Source organism: Echinicola arenosa (genome assembly GCF_014841125.1).
GTDB lineage: Bacteria > Bacteroidota > Bacteroidia > Cytophagales > Cyclobacteriaceae > Echinicola > Echinicola arenosa.
In genome coordinates this window covers 20,897-42,262 of the sequence record NZ_JACYTQ010000011.1, presented here as the reverse complement: position 1 = coordinate 42,262, position 21,366 = coordinate 20,897, and the positions used below count along the sequence as shown (strand labels likewise).

General features: G+C 39.4%; 21 protein-coding genes. 5 read left to right on the top strand and 16 right to left on the bottom strand.

The genetic code is table 11. The features are described from left to right. The first annotated feature begins 2 nt into the window (after positions 1-2). On the top strand, positions 3-674 hold the full coding sequence (locus tag IFO69_RS20685) for an OmpA family protein (protein WP_192012059.1): 672 nt from the start codon (positions 3-5) through the stop codon (positions 672-674). A gap of 72 nt (positions 675-746) precedes the next feature. On the opposite strand, the gene IFO69_RS20680 is transcribed toward IFO69_RS20685, so the two are convergent. The 8 genes from IFO69_RS20680 to rpsT all read right to left on the bottom strand — a co-directional run bounded on the left by IFO69_RS20680 (position 747) and on the right by rpsT (position 8,154). Continuing rightward, positions 747-1,412 (bottom strand): hypothetical protein, encoded by a 666-nt coding sequence (locus IFO69_RS20680; protein ID WP_192012058.1) that lies wholly within the window; start codon positions 1,410-1,412, stop codon positions 747-749. Positions 1,413-1,775: 363 nt separating this feature from the next. After that, the gene (rny, locus tag IFO69_RS20675) at positions 1,776-3,341 is read right to left on the bottom strand and encodes a ribonuclease Y (protein WP_192012057.1); all 1,566 of its coding nucleotides are present in this window, start codon (positions 3,339-3,341) and stop codon (positions 1,776-1,778) included. Between the two features lie 67 nt (positions 3,342-3,408). Further along, positions 3,409-3,693: a cell division protein ZapA gene (locus IFO69_RS20670; RefSeq protein WP_192012056.1), complete on the bottom strand. Its 285-nt coding sequence runs from the start codon at positions 3,691-3,693 to the stop codon at positions 3,409-3,411. Between the two features lies 1 nt (position 3,694). Next, complete coding sequence (locus IFO69_RS20665; RefSeq protein ID WP_192012055.1) at positions 3,695-3,979, bottom strand: hypothetical protein; 285 nt, start codon at positions 3,977-3,979, stop codon at positions 3,695-3,697. Between the two features lie 4 nt (positions 3,980-3,983). Next, on the bottom strand, positions 3,984-6,395 hold the full coding sequence (gene pheT / locus IFO69_RS20660) for a phenylalanine--tRNA ligase subunit beta (RefSeq protein ID WP_192012054.1): 2,412 nt from the start codon (positions 6,393-6,395) through the stop codon (positions 3,984-3,986). 63 nt (positions 6,396-6,458) lie between these two features. Beyond that, positions 6,459-7,076, bottom strand: a complete 618-nt coding sequence (locus IFO69_RS20655; protein ID WP_192012053.1) for a DUF1684 domain-containing protein — start codon at positions 7,074-7,076, stop codon at positions 6,459-6,461. A 7-nt stretch (positions 7,077-7,083) separates the two neighbouring features. After that, complete coding sequence (gene radC, locus IFO69_RS20650) at positions 7,084-7,779, bottom strand: RadC family protein (RefSeq protein WP_192012052.1); 696 nt, start codon at positions 7,777-7,779, stop codon at positions 7,084-7,086. A 120-nt stretch (positions 7,780-7,899) separates the two neighbouring features. Next, positions 7,900-8,154, bottom strand: coding sequence for a 30S ribosomal protein S20 (gene rpsT, locus IFO69_RS20645; RefSeq protein ID WP_192012051.1), 255 nt, complete (start codon positions 8,152-8,154; stop codon positions 7,900-7,902). A gap of 213 nt (positions 8,155-8,367) precedes the next feature. Here rpsT and IFO69_RS20640 point away from each other — a divergent pair, with 213 nt between their 5' ends. Further along, positions 8,368-9,321 (top strand): zinc dependent phospholipase C family protein, encoded by a 954-nt coding sequence (locus IFO69_RS20640; protein WP_192012050.1) that lies wholly within the window; start codon positions 8,368-8,370, stop codon positions 9,319-9,321. A 57-nt stretch (positions 9,322-9,378) separates the two neighbouring features. Here IFO69_RS20640 and IFO69_RS20635 read toward each other — a convergent pair whose 3' ends face one another. Both IFO69_RS20635 and ettA read right to left on the bottom strand, forming a co-directional pair. Next, entirely contained in the window at positions 9,379-10,686 is a 1,308-nt protein-coding gene (locus tag IFO69_RS20635) for a pyridoxal phosphate-dependent aminotransferase (RefSeq protein ID WP_192012131.1), read from the bottom strand. Between the two features lie 127 nt (positions 10,687-10,813). Further along, complete coding sequence (gene ettA, locus IFO69_RS20630; RefSeq protein WP_192012049.1) at positions 10,814-12,493, bottom strand: energy-dependent translational throttle protein EttA; 1,680 nt, start codon at positions 12,491-12,493, stop codon at positions 10,814-10,816. Between the two features lie 143 nt (positions 12,494-12,636). Here ettA and IFO69_RS20625 point away from each other — a divergent pair, with 143 nt between their 5' ends. Next, a complete protein-coding gene (locus IFO69_RS20625; protein WP_192012048.1) occupies positions 12,637-13,896 on the top strand; it encodes a DUF349 domain-containing protein in 1,260 nt (419 codons plus the stop codon). Between the two features lie 80 nt (positions 13,897-13,976). Beyond that, on the top strand, positions 13,977-14,198 hold the full coding sequence (locus tag IFO69_RS20620; RefSeq protein WP_015263907.1) for a DUF2795 domain-containing protein: 222 nt from the start codon (positions 13,977-13,979) through the stop codon (positions 14,196-14,198). A 31-nt stretch (positions 14,199-14,229) separates the two neighbouring features. Here IFO69_RS20620 and IFO69_RS20615 read toward each other — a convergent pair whose 3' ends face one another. From IFO69_RS20615 to queA, 5 genes are all read right to left on the bottom strand, one after another. After that, positions 14,230-14,964, bottom strand: coding sequence for a LytR/AlgR family response regulator transcription factor (locus IFO69_RS20615; RefSeq protein ID WP_192012047.1), 735 nt, complete (start codon positions 14,962-14,964; stop codon positions 14,230-14,232). Further along, positions 14,942-16,000, bottom strand: a complete 1,059-nt coding sequence (locus IFO69_RS20610) for a sensor histidine kinase (protein ID WP_192012046.1) — start codon at positions 15,998-16,000, stop codon at positions 14,942-14,944. The genes IFO69_RS20615 and IFO69_RS20610 overlap by 23 nt, the downstream gene beginning before the upstream one ends. A 12-nt stretch (positions 16,001-16,012) precedes the next feature. Continuing rightward, positions 16,013-16,828, bottom strand: a complete 816-nt coding sequence (locus IFO69_RS20605; protein ID WP_192012045.1) for a LiaF transmembrane domain-containing protein — start codon at positions 16,826-16,828, stop codon at positions 16,013-16,015. A 132-nt stretch (positions 16,829-16,960) separates the two neighbouring features. Continuing rightward, positions 16,961-17,641 carry a 2-C-methyl-D-erythritol 4-phosphate cytidylyltransferase gene (locus IFO69_RS20600; protein ID WP_192012044.1) on the bottom strand — a complete coding sequence of 227 codons (681 nt, stop codon included), beginning with the start codon at positions 17,639-17,641 and terminating at the stop codon, positions 16,961-16,963. 119 nt (positions 17,642-17,760) lie between these two features. Further along, positions 17,761-18,810: a tRNA preQ1(34) S-adenosylmethionine ribosyltransferase-isomerase QueA gene (queA, locus tag IFO69_RS20595; protein ID WP_192012043.1), complete on the bottom strand. Its 1,050-nt coding sequence runs from the start codon at positions 18,808-18,810 to the stop codon at positions 17,761-17,763. Between the two features lie 126 nt (positions 18,811-18,936). Here queA and IFO69_RS20590 point away from each other — a divergent pair, with 126 nt between their 5' ends. After that, the gene (locus IFO69_RS20590) at positions 18,937-20,187 is read left to right on the top strand and encodes an ABC transporter permease (protein WP_192012042.1); all 1,251 of its coding nucleotides are present in this window, start codon (positions 18,937-18,939) and stop codon (positions 20,185-20,187) included. A 58-nt stretch (positions 20,188-20,245) separates the two neighbouring features. On the opposite strand, the gene recA is transcribed toward IFO69_RS20590, so the two are convergent. Then, positions 20,246-21,271, bottom strand: coding sequence for a recombinase RecA (gene recA / locus IFO69_RS20585; RefSeq protein ID WP_192012041.1), 1,026 nt, complete (start codon positions 21,269-21,271; stop codon positions 20,246-20,248). Positions 21,272-21,366: the final 95 nt, after the last annotated feature.

The window sequence follows — 21,366 nt, the reverse complement described above, 5'->3', positions numbered from 1 at the left end:
AAATGAAAACTTTAAAATCAGTACTCGGGATAGTATTGAGTACAGCCATCTTATTTGGCTGTGCCGACTGGAGCAATACAGGTAAAGGAGCCGCTATTGGCGGAGGTGCCGGTGGAGCCATCGGTGGTTTAATCGGATCTAAAAAAGGCAATACTGCTGCAGGTGCCGTAATAGGAGCAGCTGTTGGGGGTGCGGCTGGGGCAGCCATAGGTAAATATATGGACAAACAAGCCAAAGAAATGGAAGAGCTTGAGGATGCCAAAGTTGAACGTGTAGGAGAAGGCATCCAACTAACATTTGACTCAGGAATTTTATATGGCTTTGACTCTTATCAGTTAACTCCTGAAGCACAGGAAAACGTGATGAAATTAGCCAAAATCTTGAATGATTACCCTGATACCAATATCATGATCGATGGTCATACTGACAGCAAAGGCAGCGAAGATTATAACCAAGAATTATCTGTTAAAAGAGCTAACTCTGTGGCCAACTATTTAAAAATGCAAGGTATCGATGGAGCTAGATTGACTACGGTAGGGCATGGAGAATCAATGCCCGTTGCGTCAAATGATTCAGATGCTGGAAGAGCGGAAAATCGCAGAGTTGAAGTTGCCATAACAGCCAATGAAGAGCTTGTTGAAAAAGCCGAAAATGGCGAATTGCAAAACATATAAACTCATTATCAACAAAAGAAAAAAGGCTGCCAAAATCAAATTTTGGCAGCCTTTTTTATGAACAAATAATAATTACCTTCCAACCCTAGATTGCATCTCTGGGATCAGCCCCTCATATTTTCTTAGGATTCTCTCCCATTCTTTAAAAGCTTCATCAGTTTTTACAGTTGCTCCATTGGCATTAGAGTACTCGCTAATCAGCTTAACCTTATATTCCAATGGACTTGTATTTCCCAACTTCACAATACACCTAGACCTTACTATTGAACCATTAAAGTTCTGTGCTACCCATGCAGTTCTAAGGTAACCGGTCTCTCTATCTGTTGTCTCGATCACATCAAAATAAGAGGTAATGATCCTCGAAATAAGCTGCCATGATTCAAGCTCATCTTTGGATGGCTTTAAGCTGATGTCTACATTTGCAATATCAGAGCTTGAAGAAGCGGTGAATGCTTCATCTACAGACATTCTAATGTATTCATTTTTACCAGGTTTTGGTTGATTTTTTTGGTCACAGAAAGTACGTTCTTCGATTACAAAACCAACCTTTTCAACGCGAACATTAACACATGTTCCTTTTTCAATTTTCAATTCTACGCTTCCTGTCCCTGCTAATTGGCCATCTACAAAAATATTGGCATCTTGCTCAGAAGTACTGATTTTCATTTTGTGATCAAAGGCATTTACTAACGCTGTAGTCAATACAAGCAATGAAATTAGGGTAAATAATTTTTTCATAAGAAATAAAATTGTTGTTGTTAATTTTCCAAAAACTTAGGACTACCTAAACAAAAAACACTTTTAGATCAAATAGTCCAGAAATATACTGTAATACTACGTAAACAAACAGTACCAAACAATACACCAAAAGTAGTATTTAAAGCAATTCTTATGAAAACACTACCTTTTGAAAGACTAGTTTAAAAAAGTTAAAAATCCCTAAAACAAATAATTAGAAACCAAAAAAAAGTCTTAAAACAAAACAGGATTTCAATTTTATTCAATTTCCTTATTGTAAAAACAAAAAAACCACAGTCGCCTTAAATCAAGTTTGACGCTTAATTTAAAACCAACTGTGGTTATTTTTTATGCGATAAGCTGTTACTTAGCGTAGTTAACAGCTCTCATTTCTCTGATCACAGTAACTTTGATTTGCCCTGGGTATTGCATTTCTTTTTCAATCTTCTGAGAGATGTCAAAAGAAAGCTTTCCAGCTGTAGTATCATCTACATTTTCAGCATCCACCAATACCCTCAACTCACGTCCAGCCTGCATTGCAAAGCACTTATTTACCCCGTCAAAGCTCAATGCTAAATCTTCCAAGTCTTTCAACCTCTTGATATAACTATCCATTATCTCTCTCCTGGCTCCTGGTCTTGAACCAGAAATAGCATCTGATGCTTGAACAATAGGTGAGATCATTGAAGTCATTTCAATCTCATCATGGTGGGCTCCAATGGCATTACAAACCTCTGGATTCTCCTTGTACTTCTTGGCCAATTCCATACCCAAGATAGCGTGTGGCAGTTCAGCCTCCTCGGGATAGACCTTGCCAATATCATGCAGCAGGCCTGCTCTTTTAGCCAACTTGGCATTCAAACCCATCTCTGCAGCCATGGTAGCACAAAGTTTGGCTACTTCTCTGGAGTGCTGTAGTAGGTTCTGACCATAAGAAGACCGGAAACGCATTCTACCAACCATTCTGATCAATTCGGGGTGCAAGCCATGAACCCCAAGATCAATACAGGTTCTTTCACCAATCTCCACAATTTCTTCTTCAATATTCTTCTCTGTCTTGGCCACTACCTCCTCAATCCTGGCAGGGTGAATTCTCCCATCTTGAACCAACCTATGCAACGAAAGTCTTGCAATCTCCCTTCTAACTGGATCAAAACCAGAGATAATGATAGCCTCAGGCGTATCATCCACAACAATCTCAACACCAGTGGCAGACTCCAAAGCACGGATGTTACGACCTTCCCTTCCAATGATCTTTCCTTTGATATCATCGCTTTCTATATTGAAAATAGAAACACAATTTTCAATAGCATGTTCAGTGGCAGTTCTTTGAATGGTATCCAGAACAATCTTTTTCGCTTGTTTGGTAGCGCTAAGTTTTGCTTGGTCCAAAATGTCCTTGATATGGGAAGAAGCCTTGGTATGCGCTTCATCCTTCAGCATTACTACCAACTGGTCTCTGGCTTCTTCTTTTGTTAAGAGGGCTACCTTTTCCAAGTCTGAGATACGCTGGTTGGTTACCCGGTCAAGCTCTTCTTTTTTAACTTGAACTGAATGTAATTGTGCATTGAGATTTTCCTTTTTGCTATCAAGCTCAGCTTCCTTTCGCTTGATCTGTTCCATCTCTTTAGAAAGAATCTGCTCTCTTTGCTTTAGTTTACCTTCATTGGTGATGAGGATATTTTTCTTCTTATTAACCTCCTCTTCAAAGTCGGCCTTTAGTTTCAGGTATTTTTCCTTGGCCTCAAGAATCTTATCCTTTTTAACTGATTCAGCAGTAAGTTCTGCCTCTCTCAAGAGGCTCTTTGCTTTTTCCTGAGCTTCCTGCTCTATTTTGAGGTTGTCTTTCTTCATGAAGAAACCAACCATCAATGCCCCAAGTGCAAGGCCTACTACGCCTGCAATGATAATGTATAATGTTATTCCCATCGGTATTTTAGGTTAATAAAAAGACCTACCGGACGGAAAGATATTGCCCCCGCTTTGCAAACAATAGTTACAATATGGATTTTAATTGGTTGTTAATCGTAGAAAGGGTAGCTGAAATCTGTTCGCTATCTTCAGAGCTCACCTCGTTCGCCTCCATGGCCTCCACCATACAGTCAAATGCTACCATTGCCAACAGGTCTTGCCTGTCATCCAAACCAAATTCTTCTCTATATCTTTTAAGTTTGTCATTGATTAATTTCCCCGCCCGTCTGATTTTCGCTTCATCCTCCGCTTTCACTTTCATAGGGTATTCCCTATCTCCAATTTTAATTTTTATTGAAAGCGTATCCATATTATTCAGACAGGTAAGTAATTATTTTATCAATTTCCTTTATATAATTATTTATTCTATTGCGCAATTCAGCAGACTCTAAATTTTCTACCGGTATGTTGTTTACAATTTTACTAATTTTAATTTGATTTTTAAAATGCTCCAGAGAGACCTCTTTTTCTTGAATTTCCAGTCTCATGCCACCCAATTGATCTCTCAGAGACTGGTTTTCCAGCTCTAGCTGTTCGATCTTTTTGGTGACCCTGTTGGCCAGTTGTTGCAAATTTTGGAGTTCCTCGTGGATCATTTTATCACTTTCTAATCAAAGCCCCTATCTCCTTTTCAAAAGACTTCATCAGCCTGCTCATGGACTGATCAATGATTTTGTCGGTTAACGTCTTGTTATTGTCCTGAAGATAAAAACTTAGCGCATAAGCTTTTTTACCTGCATCAATTTTATCTCCCTGATACACATCAAACACACCAATATGGTTCAAAAGCTTGCCTCCTGCCTTTTCTGCTACTTTTTTAACCGTATCAAAAGAAACCTCTTTATCGATCACCAAAGACAAGTCTCTTCTCACCTCTGGGAATTTCGAAATCTCTTGATATTGCTTTAGACCACTGGCTTTCTTTAGCAAGTAATCCCAACGCAATTCCGCAAAAAACACTTCTTGCTTCACCTCTACCAATTTGGTGATTTTTGATGATAGAACACCCACTTTCCCAATTTCTTTTTCCCCTAGGGTCAGCTTTAAGGCATACTCAAAAGGTGCTTCATGAATGATCTCTACGTTGGGCAAACCAATGTTCAACTTGTCCAAAAGACGCTCCACAATAGTGTAAAGATCAGAAAAACCAACAGGCTTGGAGGGTTCCAACCAGCTTTCTGCCGCCTTATCTCCAGTCAAAAACAAAGACAAGTGTTTTTCTTCTCTGTAACCTTCTTCCTCCCTGAAATAAGCTGTCCCAAATTCAAAGAGTTTCAGGTCTTTTTGCCTCCTATTGATGTTGTGAGCCAATACTTCCAAACCTGTGAACAACAAGGTCTGCCTCATCACCCCTAGGTCTTCACTTAGCTTGTTGTAAATCTCCACATTCTCTTCGACATTCAGGAATCCTGATTTCTCGGCATAAGATGGCTTGGTCAGGGAGTTAGTCATAATCTCATGGAATCCCATTCCTGAAAGTAGTTCGGAAGTCCTGTATTGCAACTTATTGGAGTCTTTTGCAGGATGTTCTGCCAAGAAACCTGCTTCATAAGTTTCGGATAGCAGTACATTTTCAAAGCCATAGATCCTGAGTACTTCTTCAATAATATCAGCCTCCCTGGTCACATCCACCCTGTATGGCTTCACTATCGCTTTGAACCCTTCTTCCGACTCATTAGCAACTTTGATCTCTAAGTTTTCTAAAATCTCCTTCACCATTTCCTTAGGAATATGCTTCCCAATCAATCGATCAATATGAGCATATTTCACATCAATCTCGAAGTCTGAAACTGGGACAGGATACAAGTCCACTACCTCAGAGGTCACCTCACCACCAGCAATTTCTTTGATTAAAATAGCGGCCCTCTTCAAGGCAAATAAAGGCATATTGGGATCAGTACCTCTCTCAAATCGGAAAGAAGCATCTGTTTTAATACCATGAACTTGGCTTCCTTTCCTGATCACATCCGGGGAGAAATAAGCACTCTCAAGAAAGATAGAGGTAGTCTGATCACTTACCCCAGAACCTTTACCTCCAAAAATCCCCGCAATGCATAAGCCATGGTTTTCATCACAAATCATCAATTCTTCACCTGTCAACTTCCTTTCCTTCTCGTCAAGGGTAACAAAAGGAGTATCCTTAGGCAACTTCTTCACTATGATCTTATCATTAGCAACTTGGTCCAAATCAAAGGCATGTAAAGGCTGACCCAAATCATGTAAAATAAAGTTGGTGATATCCACCACATTATTGATTGGTTCCAAGCCCAAAGCTTTCAAGTAATTCTGTAACCAAGAAGGAGAAGACCCAACCTTAATATTGGAAATAGTTAGACCTGCATACCGAGGGCAATCTTTAAAACTCTCCACTTCCACCTCTACAGACCGTGACGTATTATCTACCTTAAACGCACTTACGTCAGGCATAATGACATCTTTTTTCAATAAAGCCTTCAAGTCTCTGGCTACTCCTAAGTGTGACGCAGCGTCAGCCCTGTTTGGTGTCAATCCGATTTCAAGGACATCTCCAACTTCTAGATCGAAATATTCACTTGCAGGTGTACCGTTAGGTAAATCTGTATCCAAAACCATGATTCCATCATGGCTCTGACCTAACCCTAACTCATCTTCGGCACAGATCATCCCTTGAGAAACCTCTCCTCTAATTTTAGCTTTCTTAATCGTAAACGGCTCTCCCCCTTCCGGAGTCAATTCTGCTCCTACAGTAGCAACGACTACTTTTTGGCCTTTATCTACATTAGGAGCTCCACAAACAATAGGCACTATCTCTTCACCGACATCCACCGTAGTGACTTTAAGTCGGTCAGCATTGGGATGAGGAACGCACGTCATGACTTCTCCAATCACCACACCACGAAGCCCACCTGGAATAGACTCAAACCGCTCAACTCCTTCTACTTCAAGACCAGACTGGGTAAGCAACTCAGCTATTTTATCGGTATCTTCATCAAAGGGTATAAAATCTTTTAATCTATTTATAGCAACTTTCATGTATTCAAACTGATTTTATCGAATTAAGGAGCAAATTTAAGATAAATGCCAATGGCAGAAAGCTTATTCCTCGTAATTTTTCTCACCAGCCTCTATTGCGATACTTAAAATATTTTCTTTGGGTGGAATAGGACATGCATAATCAGCGTTATAAGCACAATATGGATTATAGGCTAAATTAAAATCAATGGTAATGGAATTCAGCCCATCCTGCCTCAAATTCAGGTACCTTCCTCCACCATAGGTTAGTCCACCGCTGGTTTCATCTGCAAAAGGCAGAAAGAAATTTTTCTTATCTACCTCATTAACTGGCTGCAGAAGCAACAAGCGCTGAGAGGTGCCAGCAATTTCAAAATCAGCATAACTGTGCTTCAAATACCTTTCTTTTGAACCATCCGTCATGGGAATTTCCAACAACTCCTTGTTTTGAAGCGGCACTATTCGTGCTCGAACACGAAATTTCTCATCAATCGGAAAACAATTCAAAGAATCAAAGGACCTTTTCTGCACAGCAGTAAGAGGTGATTCGTCATTAAATTTCAAGAACTTAAATTGCTTTTCCCGTTCACTCAGCACACTCTCTTGATAACCTGCTGTACTTTCCCCTCCTGTAAACATATAAATAAAGGTTACCAAAACGACCAACCCAACTCCTGCTAATAATAATTGTTTCTGTTTCATTCTATTTTCAAATCATTGCTTCATCGGCAAAGCTAAAATAGCTAACATCAGTGAAAATCAAATGATCAATCACAGGTAGTTCTAGATCCCTGCCTAAATCGACCATTCTCTTGGTCAATATTTCGTCTGCCCGTGATGGTTTTCGGTTTCCTGACGGGTGATTATGTACCAGGATCATTGCAGAGGCTCCATGCTCTAAGCCAAGTTTAAAAATCACTTTGGGGTCTGCCACCGTACCGCTTTTTCCTCCCTTGCTGACAATTTCTTTTCGGATCACAAAATTAGCCCTATTCAGCAATATCACATAAAAACACTCAACTTGTTCATCCAATAGTTCTGCCCGCATCAAATCATAGACATCTTGCGAGCCGGTTATTTTTGGCCTTTTCGGGGCATCCATGGCCTTCCTCCGCCTCCCCAGTTCCAAGGCACTTACAATCGAAATTGCCTTGGCCTCTCCTATACCTTTAAATTTCTGAAGGTCCATTACACTAAGCCTGGCAAGATCTGCCAAATTGTTCCCGGCGCTTGAAAGAATATGCCTTGACAAATCTACAGCACTCATTGACTTCGTTCCTGATCCAATTAAAATGGCAATTAACTCAGCATCTGTCAAAGAGGCCTTACCCTTTAACAATAACTTTTCTCTCGGACGGTCTTCCTCTGCCAAAGCAGAAATTTTTATTGATTGATAGCTTTCCATTGTAAAAAAATAGCTAAAAAACTCTAAACTGATTAAAATAGAAACTTAAAATATTAAAATTCAAGCAATAAAAAAAGCCCTACTGATCACAGCAGGGCTTTCAAAGCTTATTAGGATTGCTTATCCTAGAGCATTAACGAACTTCGCTAAGCTTGATTTCTTGTTGGCAGCGTTATTTTTATGAATGATGTTCTTTTTAGCAAGCTTATCAATCATAGAAGAAACTTTCTTAAATAGCTCTTGCGCCTCAACCTTATCAGTAGTATGTTTCAACTTCTTGATAAAAGTTCTTGTCGTCTTAGCCTGATATTTGTTTCTCAAACGCTTGGCTTCGTTTGCACGAATTCTTTTTAGAGCTGATTTGTGATTTGCCATATCTTATTTTTAACTTAAATTTCTTTATTTCTCCACTTCCCGTTAATAGGAGTGCAAAGTTAATTGTTTTATTTTTAATCACAAAAGGATTAATAAACTAAAGGCTAGAAAGTTTTTGATTTATGCTAAATTTCAAACGATCTAAACCATAACCAACTACAAATGTAAGCAATTCCACTTTCTATTTTTACATAACCTGTAATAATTTTCAACATGAAACGTTTAACACTTTTTATTTTATTCCTCATTATCGATTGTCAGAGTTTCGCCTTTTGGGGATTTTATGCCCACAAAAAGATCAATCAAACCGCTGTGTTTTCACTCCCCTTAGAAATGCTAGGTTTTTACAAAGAAAACATCGCTTTCATTACCGAGAACGCGGTAAATCCAGACAAAAGAAGATATGCAGTAAAAGGCGAAGCTGAAAAACACTACCTAGATGCTGACGTCTTTGGAGACAGTGCTGTGTATAAACTCCCTAGGTATTGGGATGATGCTATAGCTAAATTTGGAGAGGATAGCTTAAGAAAATATGGAATTGCTCCATGGAATATTTATTTCGTAAAGGCACAGTTAACTAAAGCTTTCCAAGAAAAAAATGTAACTTCCATACTTCGTCTTTCAGCGGACCTTGGCCATTACCTTGGTGACATTAATGTCCCTCTCCACACTACTGAAAATTATAATGGACAACTTACAGGACAAGACGGCATCCATGGATTCTGGGAAAGCCGAATTCCTGAATTGATAGCTGAAGATTTTGATCTATTTGTTGGTCAGGCAGAATACATTCCCAATACCCAGCTTGCCGCTTGGGAAGCAATCATTCAATCGCACCAAGCCGTTGACAGCGTTTTGCAGTTTGAAAAAGAACTAAGCCAAAAATTTCGGAAAGATAAAAAGTATAGCTTTGAAGAACGAGGAAACATCAATACCAAAGTTTATTCGAAAGCTTTCACCACCGAGTATAACCTGATGCTTTCAGGACAAGTGGAGCGCCAAATGAAAAAATCGATCAAAATGGTAGCCGACTTTTGGTTCACCTGCTGGGTGGATGCAGGACAGCCTGGCCTCACCCTGTTCACTAAACAAAAAATCAAACCTGATCCTTCAGTGGACACCACCAAAATCGATACAAAACTAAAAACTAGAACCCACGAATACTAAAAAAGCCGCCTTTTGAAGAGGCGGCCATATCTTTTCTTACATATTCTTTTGATTGGCTTAGGCCGACTTAAGATAACACTTTATGCTATTAGCGATCCTGGTAAAAGTATCCCTAAACACTTCTTCATTCTCCTCCAATAACGTCACCCTAAAACCTCTTAAATTGGAGCAAAAAGAACTGACAGGCACCACACATATCCCTTCTGCAGCCAAAAGATTATAGACAAAACGCTTATCATGGGGCATGTCATCTTCCCTTAACCACTGATCCAAATACCCTTTCACTTGTAAGTCCTCTACAGGAAGAAATTGTCTCTCATTTAACATGCTTTCATCAAAGACAATGGTATTGTAAAAGGCTCCCTTTGTTTTATTGAACTTAATTCCCGGAACTCCAGACAGCACTTCCTCCATGATCTTGCTCCTTTTACCAATCCGATCATTAGCTTCCCTTCTATAAGGTGCGTATTCAGGATGACTCATCACCTTAGGAATAGCTAGCTGAGGAAGCATCGTAGAACAAACCTCAATCATCTTCGCATTCTCCAAGGTAGTACAAAGTTTATTGAATTCCTCTGAAGCATCTTTATTATAAAACTCCATCCAACCACACCTAGAGCCCGGCCAAGGAAATTCTTTGGAAATCCCCTTCAATGATATCCCAGGAAGATCACCTATGACTTCTGACAAAGAAATCGCGTCATAGCCATTGTAAGTAATGTTTTGATAAATTTCATCAGCTATCAAAAGTAAATTAAACTCCCTGGCTATGGCGACAAATTTCTCCAACACCTCTTTTGGATAGACCATGCCCGTTGGATTATCCGGATTGATAATCAATAAACCTACAATGTTAGGGTTGTATTTGACTTTATTGTATAAGTCATCCATGTCGGGATACCAATTGTTATCCGGGTCCAGCTTATAGGTTATCGGAAAGGAATTGGCATGCGCTGCCTCTGCAGAGCTATGGGTAGAATAAGCAGGTGAAGGACCGATAATTCGGGCCGTTGGAATCAAAAACTGATAAAGTTTGGCAATAGCATCCCCCAAACCATTAAAAAACAAAATATCCTCTGCAGTAATCTGGACACCATTTCTTTGGTTGTTCAATCCTGCCAAAAACTCTCTTGTTTGCAACATTCCCTTAGAGTCAGCATATCCGTAGGTTTTGTCTTCACTGACCAATCCCATTACAATTTCCTTCATCCACGCGGGAATAGTATTGCTCTTTTGGATAGGGTCTCCAATATTTTCCCAAGTGATCTTATGGCCCAAACGCTCGATCACTTTTGCCTTCTTGACTATGCCCCTGATCTCATAATTCAATTCATCAGCACCTGGAGCAAGCAAAATCTGTCTGATCATATCAATACCAATAATGCAATTCTAAAATTCCCGCCAAAGGTAGGGAAAATAAATCCCCCTACCTTATTTTGGAACCAATAAAATTTGGTATTTCAGACCAGTCACCAACTTTTAGTCAAATGACCTACTTCAGTTTTTTATATTTAATCCTTTTAGGAGTTACATCTCCCAATCGCTTCTTCTTGTTCTCCTCATAATCAGAGAAGTTCCCTTCAAACCAATACACTTGTGAATCCCCTTCAAAAGCCAAAATATGGGTACATATCCTATCCAAAAACCACCTATCGTGGGAGATCACCACTGCACAGCCGCCAAAGTTCTCTAAAGCTTCTTCTAAAGACCTCAGTGTATTTACATCCAAGTCATTGGTTGGTTCATCCAACAGCAGCAAATTACCATTTTCTTTCAAAGTAAGCGCCAAGTGAACCCTGTTTCGTTCCCCTCCAGAAAGTACACCAACTTTCTTTTCCTGATCGGAGCCAGAAAAGTTAAACTTGCTCACATAAGCCCGTGCGTTCATTTCGCGATTTCCCAGCTTAATGTTCTCATTGCCTTCAGAAATAGTCTGGTAGACTGACTTTTGGGCATCAAGCATATCATGCTCTTGGTCGACATAGGCCAACTGAACAGTTTCACCCACTTCAAAACTTCCGGAGTCAGGCGTCTCATTACCAGTGATCAGCTTAAATAAAGTTGATTTACCCGCACCATTTGGACCAATAATCCCAACTATGCCCCCCTGAGGAAGTGCAAAACTTAAGTCTTCAAACAATAATTTATCTCCAAAAGACTTGGAAACACCATTAACTTCAATCACTTTCGCTCCCAACCTTGGCCCTGGTGGAATATAAAGCTCAAGCTTGGCTTCCCTCTCTCTCGCTTCTTCCCCCACCAATTTGTCATAAGCATTCAAACGCGCCTTGCCTTTAGCCTGCTTGGCTTTTGGTGTCATCTTTATCCACTCCAGCTCTCTTTCAAGAGTTTTTTGTCTTTTGGATTCTGTTTTCTCTTCTTGGGCAAGTCGTTTTTGTTTCTGGTCCAACCAGCTGCTATAGTTTCCTTTCCAAGGAATCCCTTCACCTCGATCCAGCTCCAATATCCATCCTGCTACATTGTCCAGAAAATACCTATCGTGGGTTACTGCTATTACCGTTCCTTTATATTGCTTCAAATGCTGTTCAAGCCACAAAACAGATTCAGCATCCAAGTGGTTGGTAGGTTCATCCAGTAAAAGCACATCAGGCTCCTGCAACAATAATCTACAAAGTGCCACCCTTCGTTTTTCGCCACCTGACAAATTACCCACAATAGCTTCACTTGGTGGCAGCCTAAGGGCATCCATTGCTTTATCCAGAACCACATCAAGTTCCCAAGCATTGGCTGCATCCAGCTTTTCCTGTACCTCTCCTTGCCTTTCAATCAAGTCATTCATCGCATCAGGATCCTCCATTACAGCAGGATCCATAAATTTCTCATTTATCTCTTCGAAATCCTTCAGCAATTGAACTGTTTCGGCAACAGCCTCCTCTACGACTTCTTTTACTGTCTTCTCTGGATCCAACTGCGGCTCTTGCTCCAGCATCCCAACAGAGTATCCAGGCGACCAAACCACTTCACCTTGATACTCCGTGTCCATACCAGCAATGATCTTCAACAACGAGCTTTTCCCGGAACCATTAAGCCCTAGCACCCCTATTTTGGCTCCATAAAAAAAAGACAAATAAATATCTTTCAATACTTTCTTCTGTGGTGGGTAAATTTTAGACACCCCAGCCATTGAAAATATAATTTTCTCGTCACTCATATTTTTTGTATTTACCTAATGGTTATATTTATAGAAAGAACAAATATGGCAAATAATCGCCTTTCTTAGGATAAATGCATCTTAATTAATTAATTTGCAGAAAACAAGAATTAGCCGACTTACCACCAACCTATTGAATCGAGATGGAGCATCCATATGGATACATTAAAGAAGACAAAGTTTATTTAAAAGGTTTTTTAAATCAGGAAGATAGAGTGATCGGAGAAGTAAAAGAGAGCGAAGCTTCCACCATCAAATATTTTGAAGAACGATTTGAACAGGCCAAGAAGAAAGTAACTGACCTCAAGCAAGACATAGAAGACAACCAAAACAAAGGTTCTTTTTTAATGAAGCTTATTCACTTGAGAGATGCATTGATGCAATATGACGCACTCGGTGACTTTGTACCTCTAATAGAGGAACTGGACAAACTTGAGGAATACCTCAATGACATTATCCAAACAAACAGGGCAAGAAACCTGGAAATTAAAAAAGGACTTATCCTGGAAGCGGAAGAACTCAAGAACGACACTGATTGGAAAGAGACTTCCGAAAAGTTCAAGGATTTAAAATTAAGGTGGATAAAGACCGGTCCAGTTCCACCTGAATTGAAAGATGAAATCGAAGGAGCTTTTCAGTCTGCTACAGATACTTTTTTTGAAAACAGGAAAAACTATTTTGAAGGCCTAGCCCTGCAAGCGGATGAAAACATAAAAGTTTACGAGCATCTGGTCCAACAGGCCCGTGACGCTTTTAATATGCAAGATGCCCGACAGGCCTTTGAGATCAGTAAGAAAATCCAAAAACAATGGAAAGAGTCTGGAAAAGTGCCTGCAGAAAGAAGACAGCCACTTTGGGATGAATTTTCGAAATTGAACAACAGGATATTCAGCCGATATAAAAGGACCGTCCAACAAAATAAATCAAGGCCTCCAATGCTCCGCCCTTATGAAATTGTAAAAAAACTGGAGCAATTGGCTGACAATATGAGAACACTCTCTCTAGGTGCAACAACGCCTGAGAAGCTCTCAAAAGCCAAACGTCTGCAGGCGGAATGGAAAACATTACCTCCCAAAAAACCTAGAGAAGCACAACAATACTCTCGCTTGTTCGTCTTCTTTACTGATATTGTATTTGAGAAATCTTTCTTGCACAAACTGGCAAGGTCCAAGTTTGACAACTTCCACGACATGGAAGAGCATGAACAAAATCAGGTGAAAATCAATATCATGAAAGACCTGATCGTAAGAGATGAAAAGGAACTCAGTACAGTTAAAGAAAACTCAGAGAAATTCCGTTCTCATGAGAGCGATTTCGAAACAATTTTATATAGAAAAATAGGTGCTTATAAAAGGAAGCTTGAAGTAAAAAATCATATTTTGAAGGAACTTTCAAACAAATAATTGGTTAGAGTTTTAAAACTTAAAAGATTTTATATTTTTGCTTTCCCGTGCACAACGGAAAAACTTAAAATGTTGACACTATGTATTGGACTTTAGAACTAGCATCTTACTTAGAAGATGCGCCGTGGCCAGCTACTAAAGACGAATTGATCGATTACGCTATTCGTACAGGTACACCTCTTGAGGTGGTTGAAAATCTCCAAGAATTGGAAGATGATGGAGAACCTTATGAAAACATCGAAGAGATTTGGCCAGATTATCCAACAAAAGATGACTTCTTCTTCAATGAAGATGAATATTAAAAAGAGCCCTTTATCAAGGGCTCTTTTTGCTTTAAACTCCCAGTACTGACTTTAGCTTATTCATACCTGATCTACTCACAGGAATCACCTCATCCCCTCTCAACCGGACAATGTGTCCATCTTTTTCATAGGGTTCGATTCTTGATATTTCAGAAACCTTTACAAGGTAAGACCGATGTACTCGGACAAATAATTTCGGATCCAAAACTGACTCAAAAAACTTTAATGTCTTGTTTTTCAAAAACTTTTGGTTTGACAAATAGATATTAACATAGTCATCATTGGCTTCAAAATATTTGACTTCCTGAACAGGAACAACCTTAATCTCTCCCTTTTCTTTCAACACTATTCGACTGGCAAATTCTTCTCCCATCGGATGATGGCTGGACAACAAATTATCAATTTCTGAACCTGCTCCATGCTGAAGAAACTTGCCTATAGCTTGGGCAAAACGATCTTTGGAGTAGGGTTTCAAGAGGTAATCTATGGCATGAGCATCAAATGCTTTCATAGCATAAGCATCAAACGCCGTAGTAAAAATGACACCTGGAGGCTTATCTAAGAGTTCCAACATTTCAAAACCGCTAATCTTTGGCATTTGAACATCCAGAAAAATCAAGTCAGGACCAAATTCTTGAATAGCCTTTAATCCTTGAAAACCATCTAAACAAACTTTAACAACCTCAAAGTTAGGATAATCTTCTAAATACTCTTCAACAAGCTGCCCTGCTAATGGTTCATCATCAATTATTATGGTTTTGATCATAGGTAACTGGAATTCTTAAACTAACTCTAAATAAATCATCATATTTACTTACACTAAGTAAATCATTTCTTCCAAACAAAAGGTAAACTCTCCTTTTAACGGACTCCAGACCAAAGCCTTCTCCTTTTTCATTCACTGCATTGGGATCGTATGGATTGGAAATCTCTACTTCTAAATATCCTTTCACTTTAGCCACATGTACTTGGATCATGACTCCGTCCAACTGCCCGTATACACCGTGTTTCACGGCATTTTCTAACAAAGGCTGAATCAAAAGCGGTGGGACCATCAATGGGCAAGCCTCCTCCTCCACTTCAAACTCTACTTCCAGCCGATGACCAAACCTAACCTTCTCAATTTTCAAAAATAGCTTAAGGTAATTGGTTTCTTCTTCTACCGTGACCCATTCCATATCATTTTTCCGAATGGTTCCTCGCAGAAACTCAGAAAGCTGCAAAATCATTTCCCGAGCTTGTTCTGGCTCTCTCTTGACCAAGGCATTCACTGAATTCAAGCTATTAAACAGAAAGTGTGGCTGCAATTGCTGACGCAAGTGGTACAGTTCTGCTTCTTTGGACAGCCGCTCCATTGCCTCGGATCGTTTTCTAACTTCCAATTGATCTTCAAGCTGTCCTCCTACAACCAAAATTGCAGTATACATTCCCAATACAATCAAAACGATCACAGCCCTGATAACTAAGGAATCATTTAGAAAATCAAGATAGGCCAAATCAATTTTGATAAAGTATTTAAGCAACATGCTCGCCGCAAAGACCACAAAAACATCAAGTAACAATGGAAGCCCAATCAACAGCCAAGTATTACTTTTTTGAGGCTGGTAAAACCTAAAGATATTTTCAAGGAGCATCACCCCTCCAAATGCCAAACCAGTAAAAACAATACTATCTAAAAAACTGGTCTTTAAATCCCAGCCATAATATGTTATCAAATAGGCTATACCGACAATCACCAGGAATACAAAAATCAAAATTTTGAGCCATCCCTGATCTGAGGTTTTCAATAGCCTAGTTATCATACTTTGCTTTACTTAAAAGGATTTTACTTCAAGACCACCAAACAGCACTGTTCCATTGATGACCAAGACCTTCCCTGTTTCTTCACCAGACTTAGGGTACATTCGTTTGTCTTCGACTCCGGCAAAAATATTTGTCACTCCCATTTTTAATTCCCAATGAGGTGGCATCAATAATTTAACTCCACCAAAAGCCACTTCGACATTCAAAACAGCATTCTCAGCCAAGTCAGCTTGGGTAAGGTCGATTTCTGTACCTCCAAAAAAAGCGGATACTTTGCCCCCTTTAAAGTTTTTAGACATCACCCTCTTTTGGATACCACAAAACAAGGCCTGTGAATTAACCATATCCTTTTGTTCTGTTTGGAATTCTGCAGAGTCCGCATGCCCAAAACTTGTATCTGACATAAATGTTTCACCTTTCCCTGTACTCTTCCCTTCTTCATAAGTCCCTGAGGAAGTTCCTCCTGAAAACCCACTCCAATTACTAAAATCCTGAAACTTATTCTGCTTTTTGGTAACCAACAGGAAGATCCCTAGAATAATTAAGCCAATCGGTATCAGGTAAGGCTCAATACCAAACGGAATATTCAACTCATTTTTAATAAGGAAAAATCCTCCAAAAATCAGCATGAAAGCTCCAAAACCACTTTGGAAATTATGCTTGGCCAAAGAAATAACACCAATGGCCACAAAAATCATTGGCCAGGAGAATATCCAGTCCGGAATAAAAATATTCATCTTACGAAGCAGCAAGAACAAGCCTATTGCCAGCACAATCAAACCGGTAGTTACCCTACCTCCATCTCCATTTCCGTATTTTCTTTTCATAGCATTATAGTTTAGCAGATTGTCAACACAACAACCATAAACCAAAACTACTTCAACTTATGAAATTTTCAGAAACCAATTAGGTCATCCTACTCAAAAAATCGGTAAACTGACAAATTTAATCGGTAAAAATCAGGTCTTGCTTTTTTGTAGCAGAAACTCAGCATAATCCATATCCTCAGGTGTGGTAATTTTAATGTTCTCCGCATTGCCTGCTATCAGGCTTACTTGCCAGCCCTGATGCTCATAGACTGTTGCATCATCTGTAAAATGATGAAGTTCAGTTACATTAAAAGCTTGTCTAATTTTACCTAAATCAAAAGTCTGGGGTGTTTGGACCAACCTAAAATATTGCCGCTCCTGGTAAAAAGACCTGTTCTCATCGGTCAGCTTTCTGATGGAGTCTTTTAGTGGCACTACAGCAATACCACTTCCGGTCCGTTCTGCTTCTTCAAAACTTTTCCCAATAACCTCTTTACTCACAAAGGGCCTCACCCCATCATGAATAGCCACCAAGCCTTCGTCCCAATCAATCGCCCCTAATCCATTCTTCACCGACTGGAACCTGGATTTACCTCCTGCCACCACTTGATGAGGCACTTGAAAACCAAACTTATCTTTAAGCTCTTCCCAAAATGAAAAATCATTTTCAGGGATAACCAGAATTAAGTCAAGAGATTGATCAAACTTGTGAAATATTTCCAAAGTATGCATTAAAACAGGCTTATCACCTATTTCCAAATACTGCTTCGGTATTGGCGTCCCCATTCTGGTGCCCCTTCCCCCTGCTACAATTATCGCTGCTCTGTTCATAAAACTCGTTTAGCTTGACGCTGCAAAAGTAGGTATTATAAAAGAAGATTATATATTGGTAATATTATCCTTAGGTAAAAATATTTCAATAAAAAAGGCTCTTAGTAGAGCCTTTTTTATTATATGATTAACATTGCATCCCCGTAAGAGAAGAACTTGTACTTTTCTTTAACCGCTTCCTGATAAGCCTTCATAATCAAATCGTAACCTCCAAATGCTGCGGTGGTCATCAACAAAGTTGACTCGGGCATATGGAAATTAGTGATCAAAGCATTGGCGATCTTAAAGTCATATGGCGGGATGATGAACTTATCCGTCCATCCGCTGGAAGCCTTCAATCTATTATTAGCAGTTACTGAAGATTCAACCGTTTTCAATGAGGTGGTACCTACAGAAACAACCCTTTTCTTATTGTCCAAAGCTTTATTAACCAATTCAACGGTAGGTTCAGGAATATCATAATTCTCAGAATCCATTTTGTGCTTCGTCAAATCTTCTACATCCACCTGACGGAAAGTTCCTAAGCCAATATGAAGCGTAATAGGACTTACCTCCACTCCTTTGATTTCAAGTCTTTTTAATAAATGAGGAGTAAAGTGCAAACCTGCAGTAGGGGCAGCCACAGCACCAACATGCTCTGCATATATCGTCTGATAGCGCGCTCTATCCTCTTCTTCCACTTTTCGCTCAATGTATTCTTTCAATATCGGAGTCTCACCAAGTGCATCAATGGTTTTGTAGAATTCCTCATCAGTTCCATCAAACAAAAACCTTATGGTTCTACCTCGGGAAGTAGTATTATCAATTACTTCAGCCACCAAATCACTATCTCCAAAATAAAGCTTATTGCCTACTCTGATTTTTCTCGCTGGATCTACCAAAACATCCCAAAGCCTTAGTTCTTGATTAAGCTCTCTTAATAAGAAAACTTCGATTTTGGCTCCGGTTTTCTCCTTGTTACCATATAACCTAGCGGGAAAAACTTTGGTGTTATTCGTCACAAAAACATCTCCTTCATCAAAATATTCAATAATGTCCTTGAAAATCCTGTGCTCTATTTCACCAGTGTCTTTGTGGACTACCATCAACCGAGATTCATCACGGTTTTCAGAAGGATATAAAGAAATGAGTTTTTTAGGAACTTCGAATTTGAAATCTGATAATTTCATATATAATTTTATAGAAATATGATTGAATATTTTGATTTACGATATGGTCGTAAAAACTGCAAAGTTAATAAGAATTATAGCTAAAACTACCTATATTGTCAATAGTTTTTAAACAAAATTTATCTGGTGATTATTTTCAGACTTATTTGGGAGAGTTTTAGGTTTGCCCTTCAGGCCCTAAAATCTAATCTGACACGTACCATCCTGTCCCTGCTTGGCGTGACCATAGGTATATTCGCCATCATTGCGGTTTTCACATTAGTGGACTCTTTGGAGAAAAATATTAAATCAAGCTTTTCTTTCCTGGGAACTAATGTAGTCCGAGTTGACCGGTTTCCTTTTGCTGCAGGAGGAGGAGAATATCCTTGGTGGAAATATTTCAGAAGACCTCCTGGAAATTATAACGAATTTTTGTTTTTGAAGGAGCGCATGAAAAATGCAGAAGCCATTACCATTTCCGCTTCAGCCAATACCACCATTAAAAGAGGCAGCAGTTCATTTGGGGGAGCCAATCTTCAGGGAGTGGTTTTCAATCATAAAGAAGTGTATGATATACCTGTAGTTGAAGGTAGATTTTTTACTGAATTGGAAATTTCCGCAGCAAGAAATGTCACCGTTATAGGCGCAAAGATCGCTCAAACACTCTTCCAAGGGGATGACAACATTATTGGCAAAGAAATAAAAATCAAAGGGCAAAAGTTTATTGTCATTGGCCTTCTAGAAGAAGAGGGAGAAGGACTGTTTGATATGCCTTCCAAAGATGACGCTTGTCTCATTCCATTTGGCACATTTGGCAAGATGTATTACATGGGCAGATGGGGAGTAGAACCTACCATTGCTGCCAAAGGCTATGATGATGATAAAAACCTGGTCGCCTTAGAAAATGAAATGACGGGATTATTAAGGGCAAAACGTGGCCTAAAACCTATAGAAGAAGACAACTTTGCCTTAAACAAATCGGAGTTTATTCAAAATGCCATTGGAGCGATTTTCGATGTGATCAGTATTGCTGGGGCTGTCATTGGCGGATTTTCCATTCTGGTAGGAGGATTCGGTATCGCCAATATCATGTTTGTATCAGTAAGGGAACGAACCAATATCATTGGAATCCAAAAATCCCTTGGAGCAAAAAATTATTTCATTTTACTACAATTTCTCTTTGAGTCTACCTTCCTAAGTCTTTTTGGTGGATTAGCCGGTTTGCTACTGGTTTTCGCCATAACATTTATACCTCTTGGGGCATTGGAAGTGTTTTTATCGGCCAAAAACATCATTTTAGGGCTTGTCCTAAGCTCTACAATAGGAATGCTTTCCGGCTCGATCCCTGCGGGGATGGCTGCCAGAATGGATCCGGTTGAAGCTATAAGAAGTAATTAAGCACAAAAAAGGGAAGTCATTGTATGCCTTCCCTTTTAGTTTTTCATTTAAACTTTGATTAGTCTTTAGCTACTTCCTCTACCACACCGTTCAGACCAGATTTGGCTTTGATCTTGTTCTCGAGTTCTTCCATCAATTCTGGATTATCCAACAACAAGTTTTTAACGGCATCTCTACCTTGTCCTAATTTATTGCCTTCGTAAGAGAACCAAGACCCTGCCTTTTTGATAATATCAAACTCAACGCCCAAATCAATGATTTCTCCAACTTTGGAAATCCCTTGACCGTACATAATGTCAAATTCAACCACTTTAAAAGGAGGTGCTACTTTGTTCTTTACCACCTTCACCTTGGTACGGTTACCTAGGATATTATCAGCACTTTCTTTGATTTGACCAATTCTTCTGATATCCAACCTCACTGATGCATAAAATTTCAGGGCATTACCACCAGTAGTCGTTTCAGGGCTTCCGAACATTACTCCAATCTTATCCCTTAACTGGTTAATAAAGATACATGCGCATCCCGTTTTGTTGATCGCACCTGTCAGCTTTCTGAGGGCCTGAGACATCAACCTTGCCTGAAGTCCCATTTTACTATCTCCCATTTCTCCTTCCAACTCCCCTTTTGGCACCAATGCCGCAACAGAGTCGATAACAATAATATCTATCGCTCCAGAACGAATCAAATGTTCGGCTATCTCCAAAGCTTGCTCACCATTATCAGGCTGGGAAATCAATAAGTTTTCTGTATCAATGCCCAGCTTTTCTGCATAAATCTTATCAAAAGCGTGTTCGGCATCGATGATAGCAGCCAAGCCGCCTTTTTTCTGAGCTTCAGCAATGCAGTGCATGGCCAAGGTAGTCTTACCAGAAGACTCAGGACCATAAACCTCAATGATCCTTCCTTTTGGAATACCACCTACTCCCAAAGCCAGGTCAAGGCCCAAAGAACCTGTCGAAATTGAAGGAATATCTATAACGGTATTGTCACTCAGCTTCATAACAGTCCCTTTTCCATAAGTCTTTTCCAACTTATCAATGGTTAGCTGAAGTGCTTTTAATTTTTCAGTATTTTCGCTCATAAATCAATAGGTAGAAACTTGGTAAGTAAATATTATGTGAAAGTAAACATTCGCATCCTGAATATCAACTTTAGCTACAACCATTGTTTTATAAT

Coding starts and splice junctions, on each gene's coding strand:
- IFO69_RS20685 (WP_192012059.1), top strand. CDS start 3: ATGAAAACTTTAAAATCAGTACTCGGGATAGTATTGAGTACAGCCATC.
- IFO69_RS20680 (WP_192012058.1), bottom strand. CDS start 1,412: ATGAAAAAATTATTTACCCTAATTTCATTGCTTGTATTGACTACAGCG.
- rny (WP_192012057.1), bottom strand. CDS start 3,341: ATGGGAATAACATTATACATTATCATTGCAGGCGTAGTAGGCCTTGCA.
- IFO69_RS20670 (WP_192012056.1), bottom strand. CDS start 3,693: ATGGATACGCTTTCAATAAAAATTAAAATTGGAGATAGGGAATACCCT.
- IFO69_RS20665 (WP_192012055.1), bottom strand. CDS start 3,979: ATGATCCACGAGGAACTCCAAAATTTGCAACAACTGGCCAACAGGGTC.
- pheT (WP_192012054.1), bottom strand. CDS start 6,395: ATGAAAGTTGCTATAAATAGATTAAAAGATTTTATACCCTTTGATGAA.
- IFO69_RS20655 (WP_192012053.1), bottom strand. CDS start 7,076: ATGAAACAGAAACAATTATTATTAGCAGGAGTTGGGTTGGTCGTTTTG.
- radC (WP_192012052.1), bottom strand. CDS start 7,779: ATGGAAAGCTATCAATCAATAAAAATTTCTGCTTTGGCAGAGGAAGAC.
- rpsT (WP_192012051.1), bottom strand. CDS start 8,154: ATGGCAAATCACAAATCAGCTCTAAAAAGAATTCGTGCAAACGAAGCC.
- IFO69_RS20640 (WP_192012050.1), top strand. CDS start 8,368: ATGAAACGTTTAACACTTTTTATTTTATTCCTCATTATCGATTGTCAG.
- ettA (WP_192012049.1), bottom strand. CDS start 12,493: ATGAGTGACGAGAAAATTATATTTTCAATGGCTGGGGTGTCTAAAATT.
- IFO69_RS20625 (WP_192012048.1), top strand. CDS start 12,637: ATGGAGCATCCATATGGATACATTAAAGAAGACAAAGTTTATTTAAAA.
- IFO69_RS20620 (WP_015263907.1), top strand. CDS start 13,977: ATGTATTGGACTTTAGAACTAGCATCTTACTTAGAAGATGCGCCGTGG.
- IFO69_RS20615 (WP_192012047.1), bottom strand. CDS start 14,964: ATGATCAAAACCATAATAATTGATGATGAACCATTAGCAGGGCAGCTT.
- IFO69_RS20610 (WP_192012046.1), bottom strand. CDS start 16,000: ATGATAACTAGGCTATTGAAAACCTCAGATCAGGGATGGCTCAAAATT.
- IFO69_RS20605 (WP_192012045.1), bottom strand. CDS start 16,828: ATGAAAAGAAAATACGGAAATGGAGATGGAGGTAGGGTAACTACCGGT.
- IFO69_RS20600 (WP_192012044.1), bottom strand. CDS start 17,641: ATGAACAGAGCAGCGATAATTGTAGCAGGGGGAAGGGGCACCAGAATG.
- queA (WP_192012043.1), bottom strand. CDS start 18,810: ATGAAATTATCAGATTTCAAATTCGAAGTTCCTAAAAAACTCATTTCT.
- recA (WP_192012041.1), bottom strand. CDS start 21,271: ATGAGCGAAAATACTGAAAAATTAAAAGCACTTCAGCTAACCATTGAT.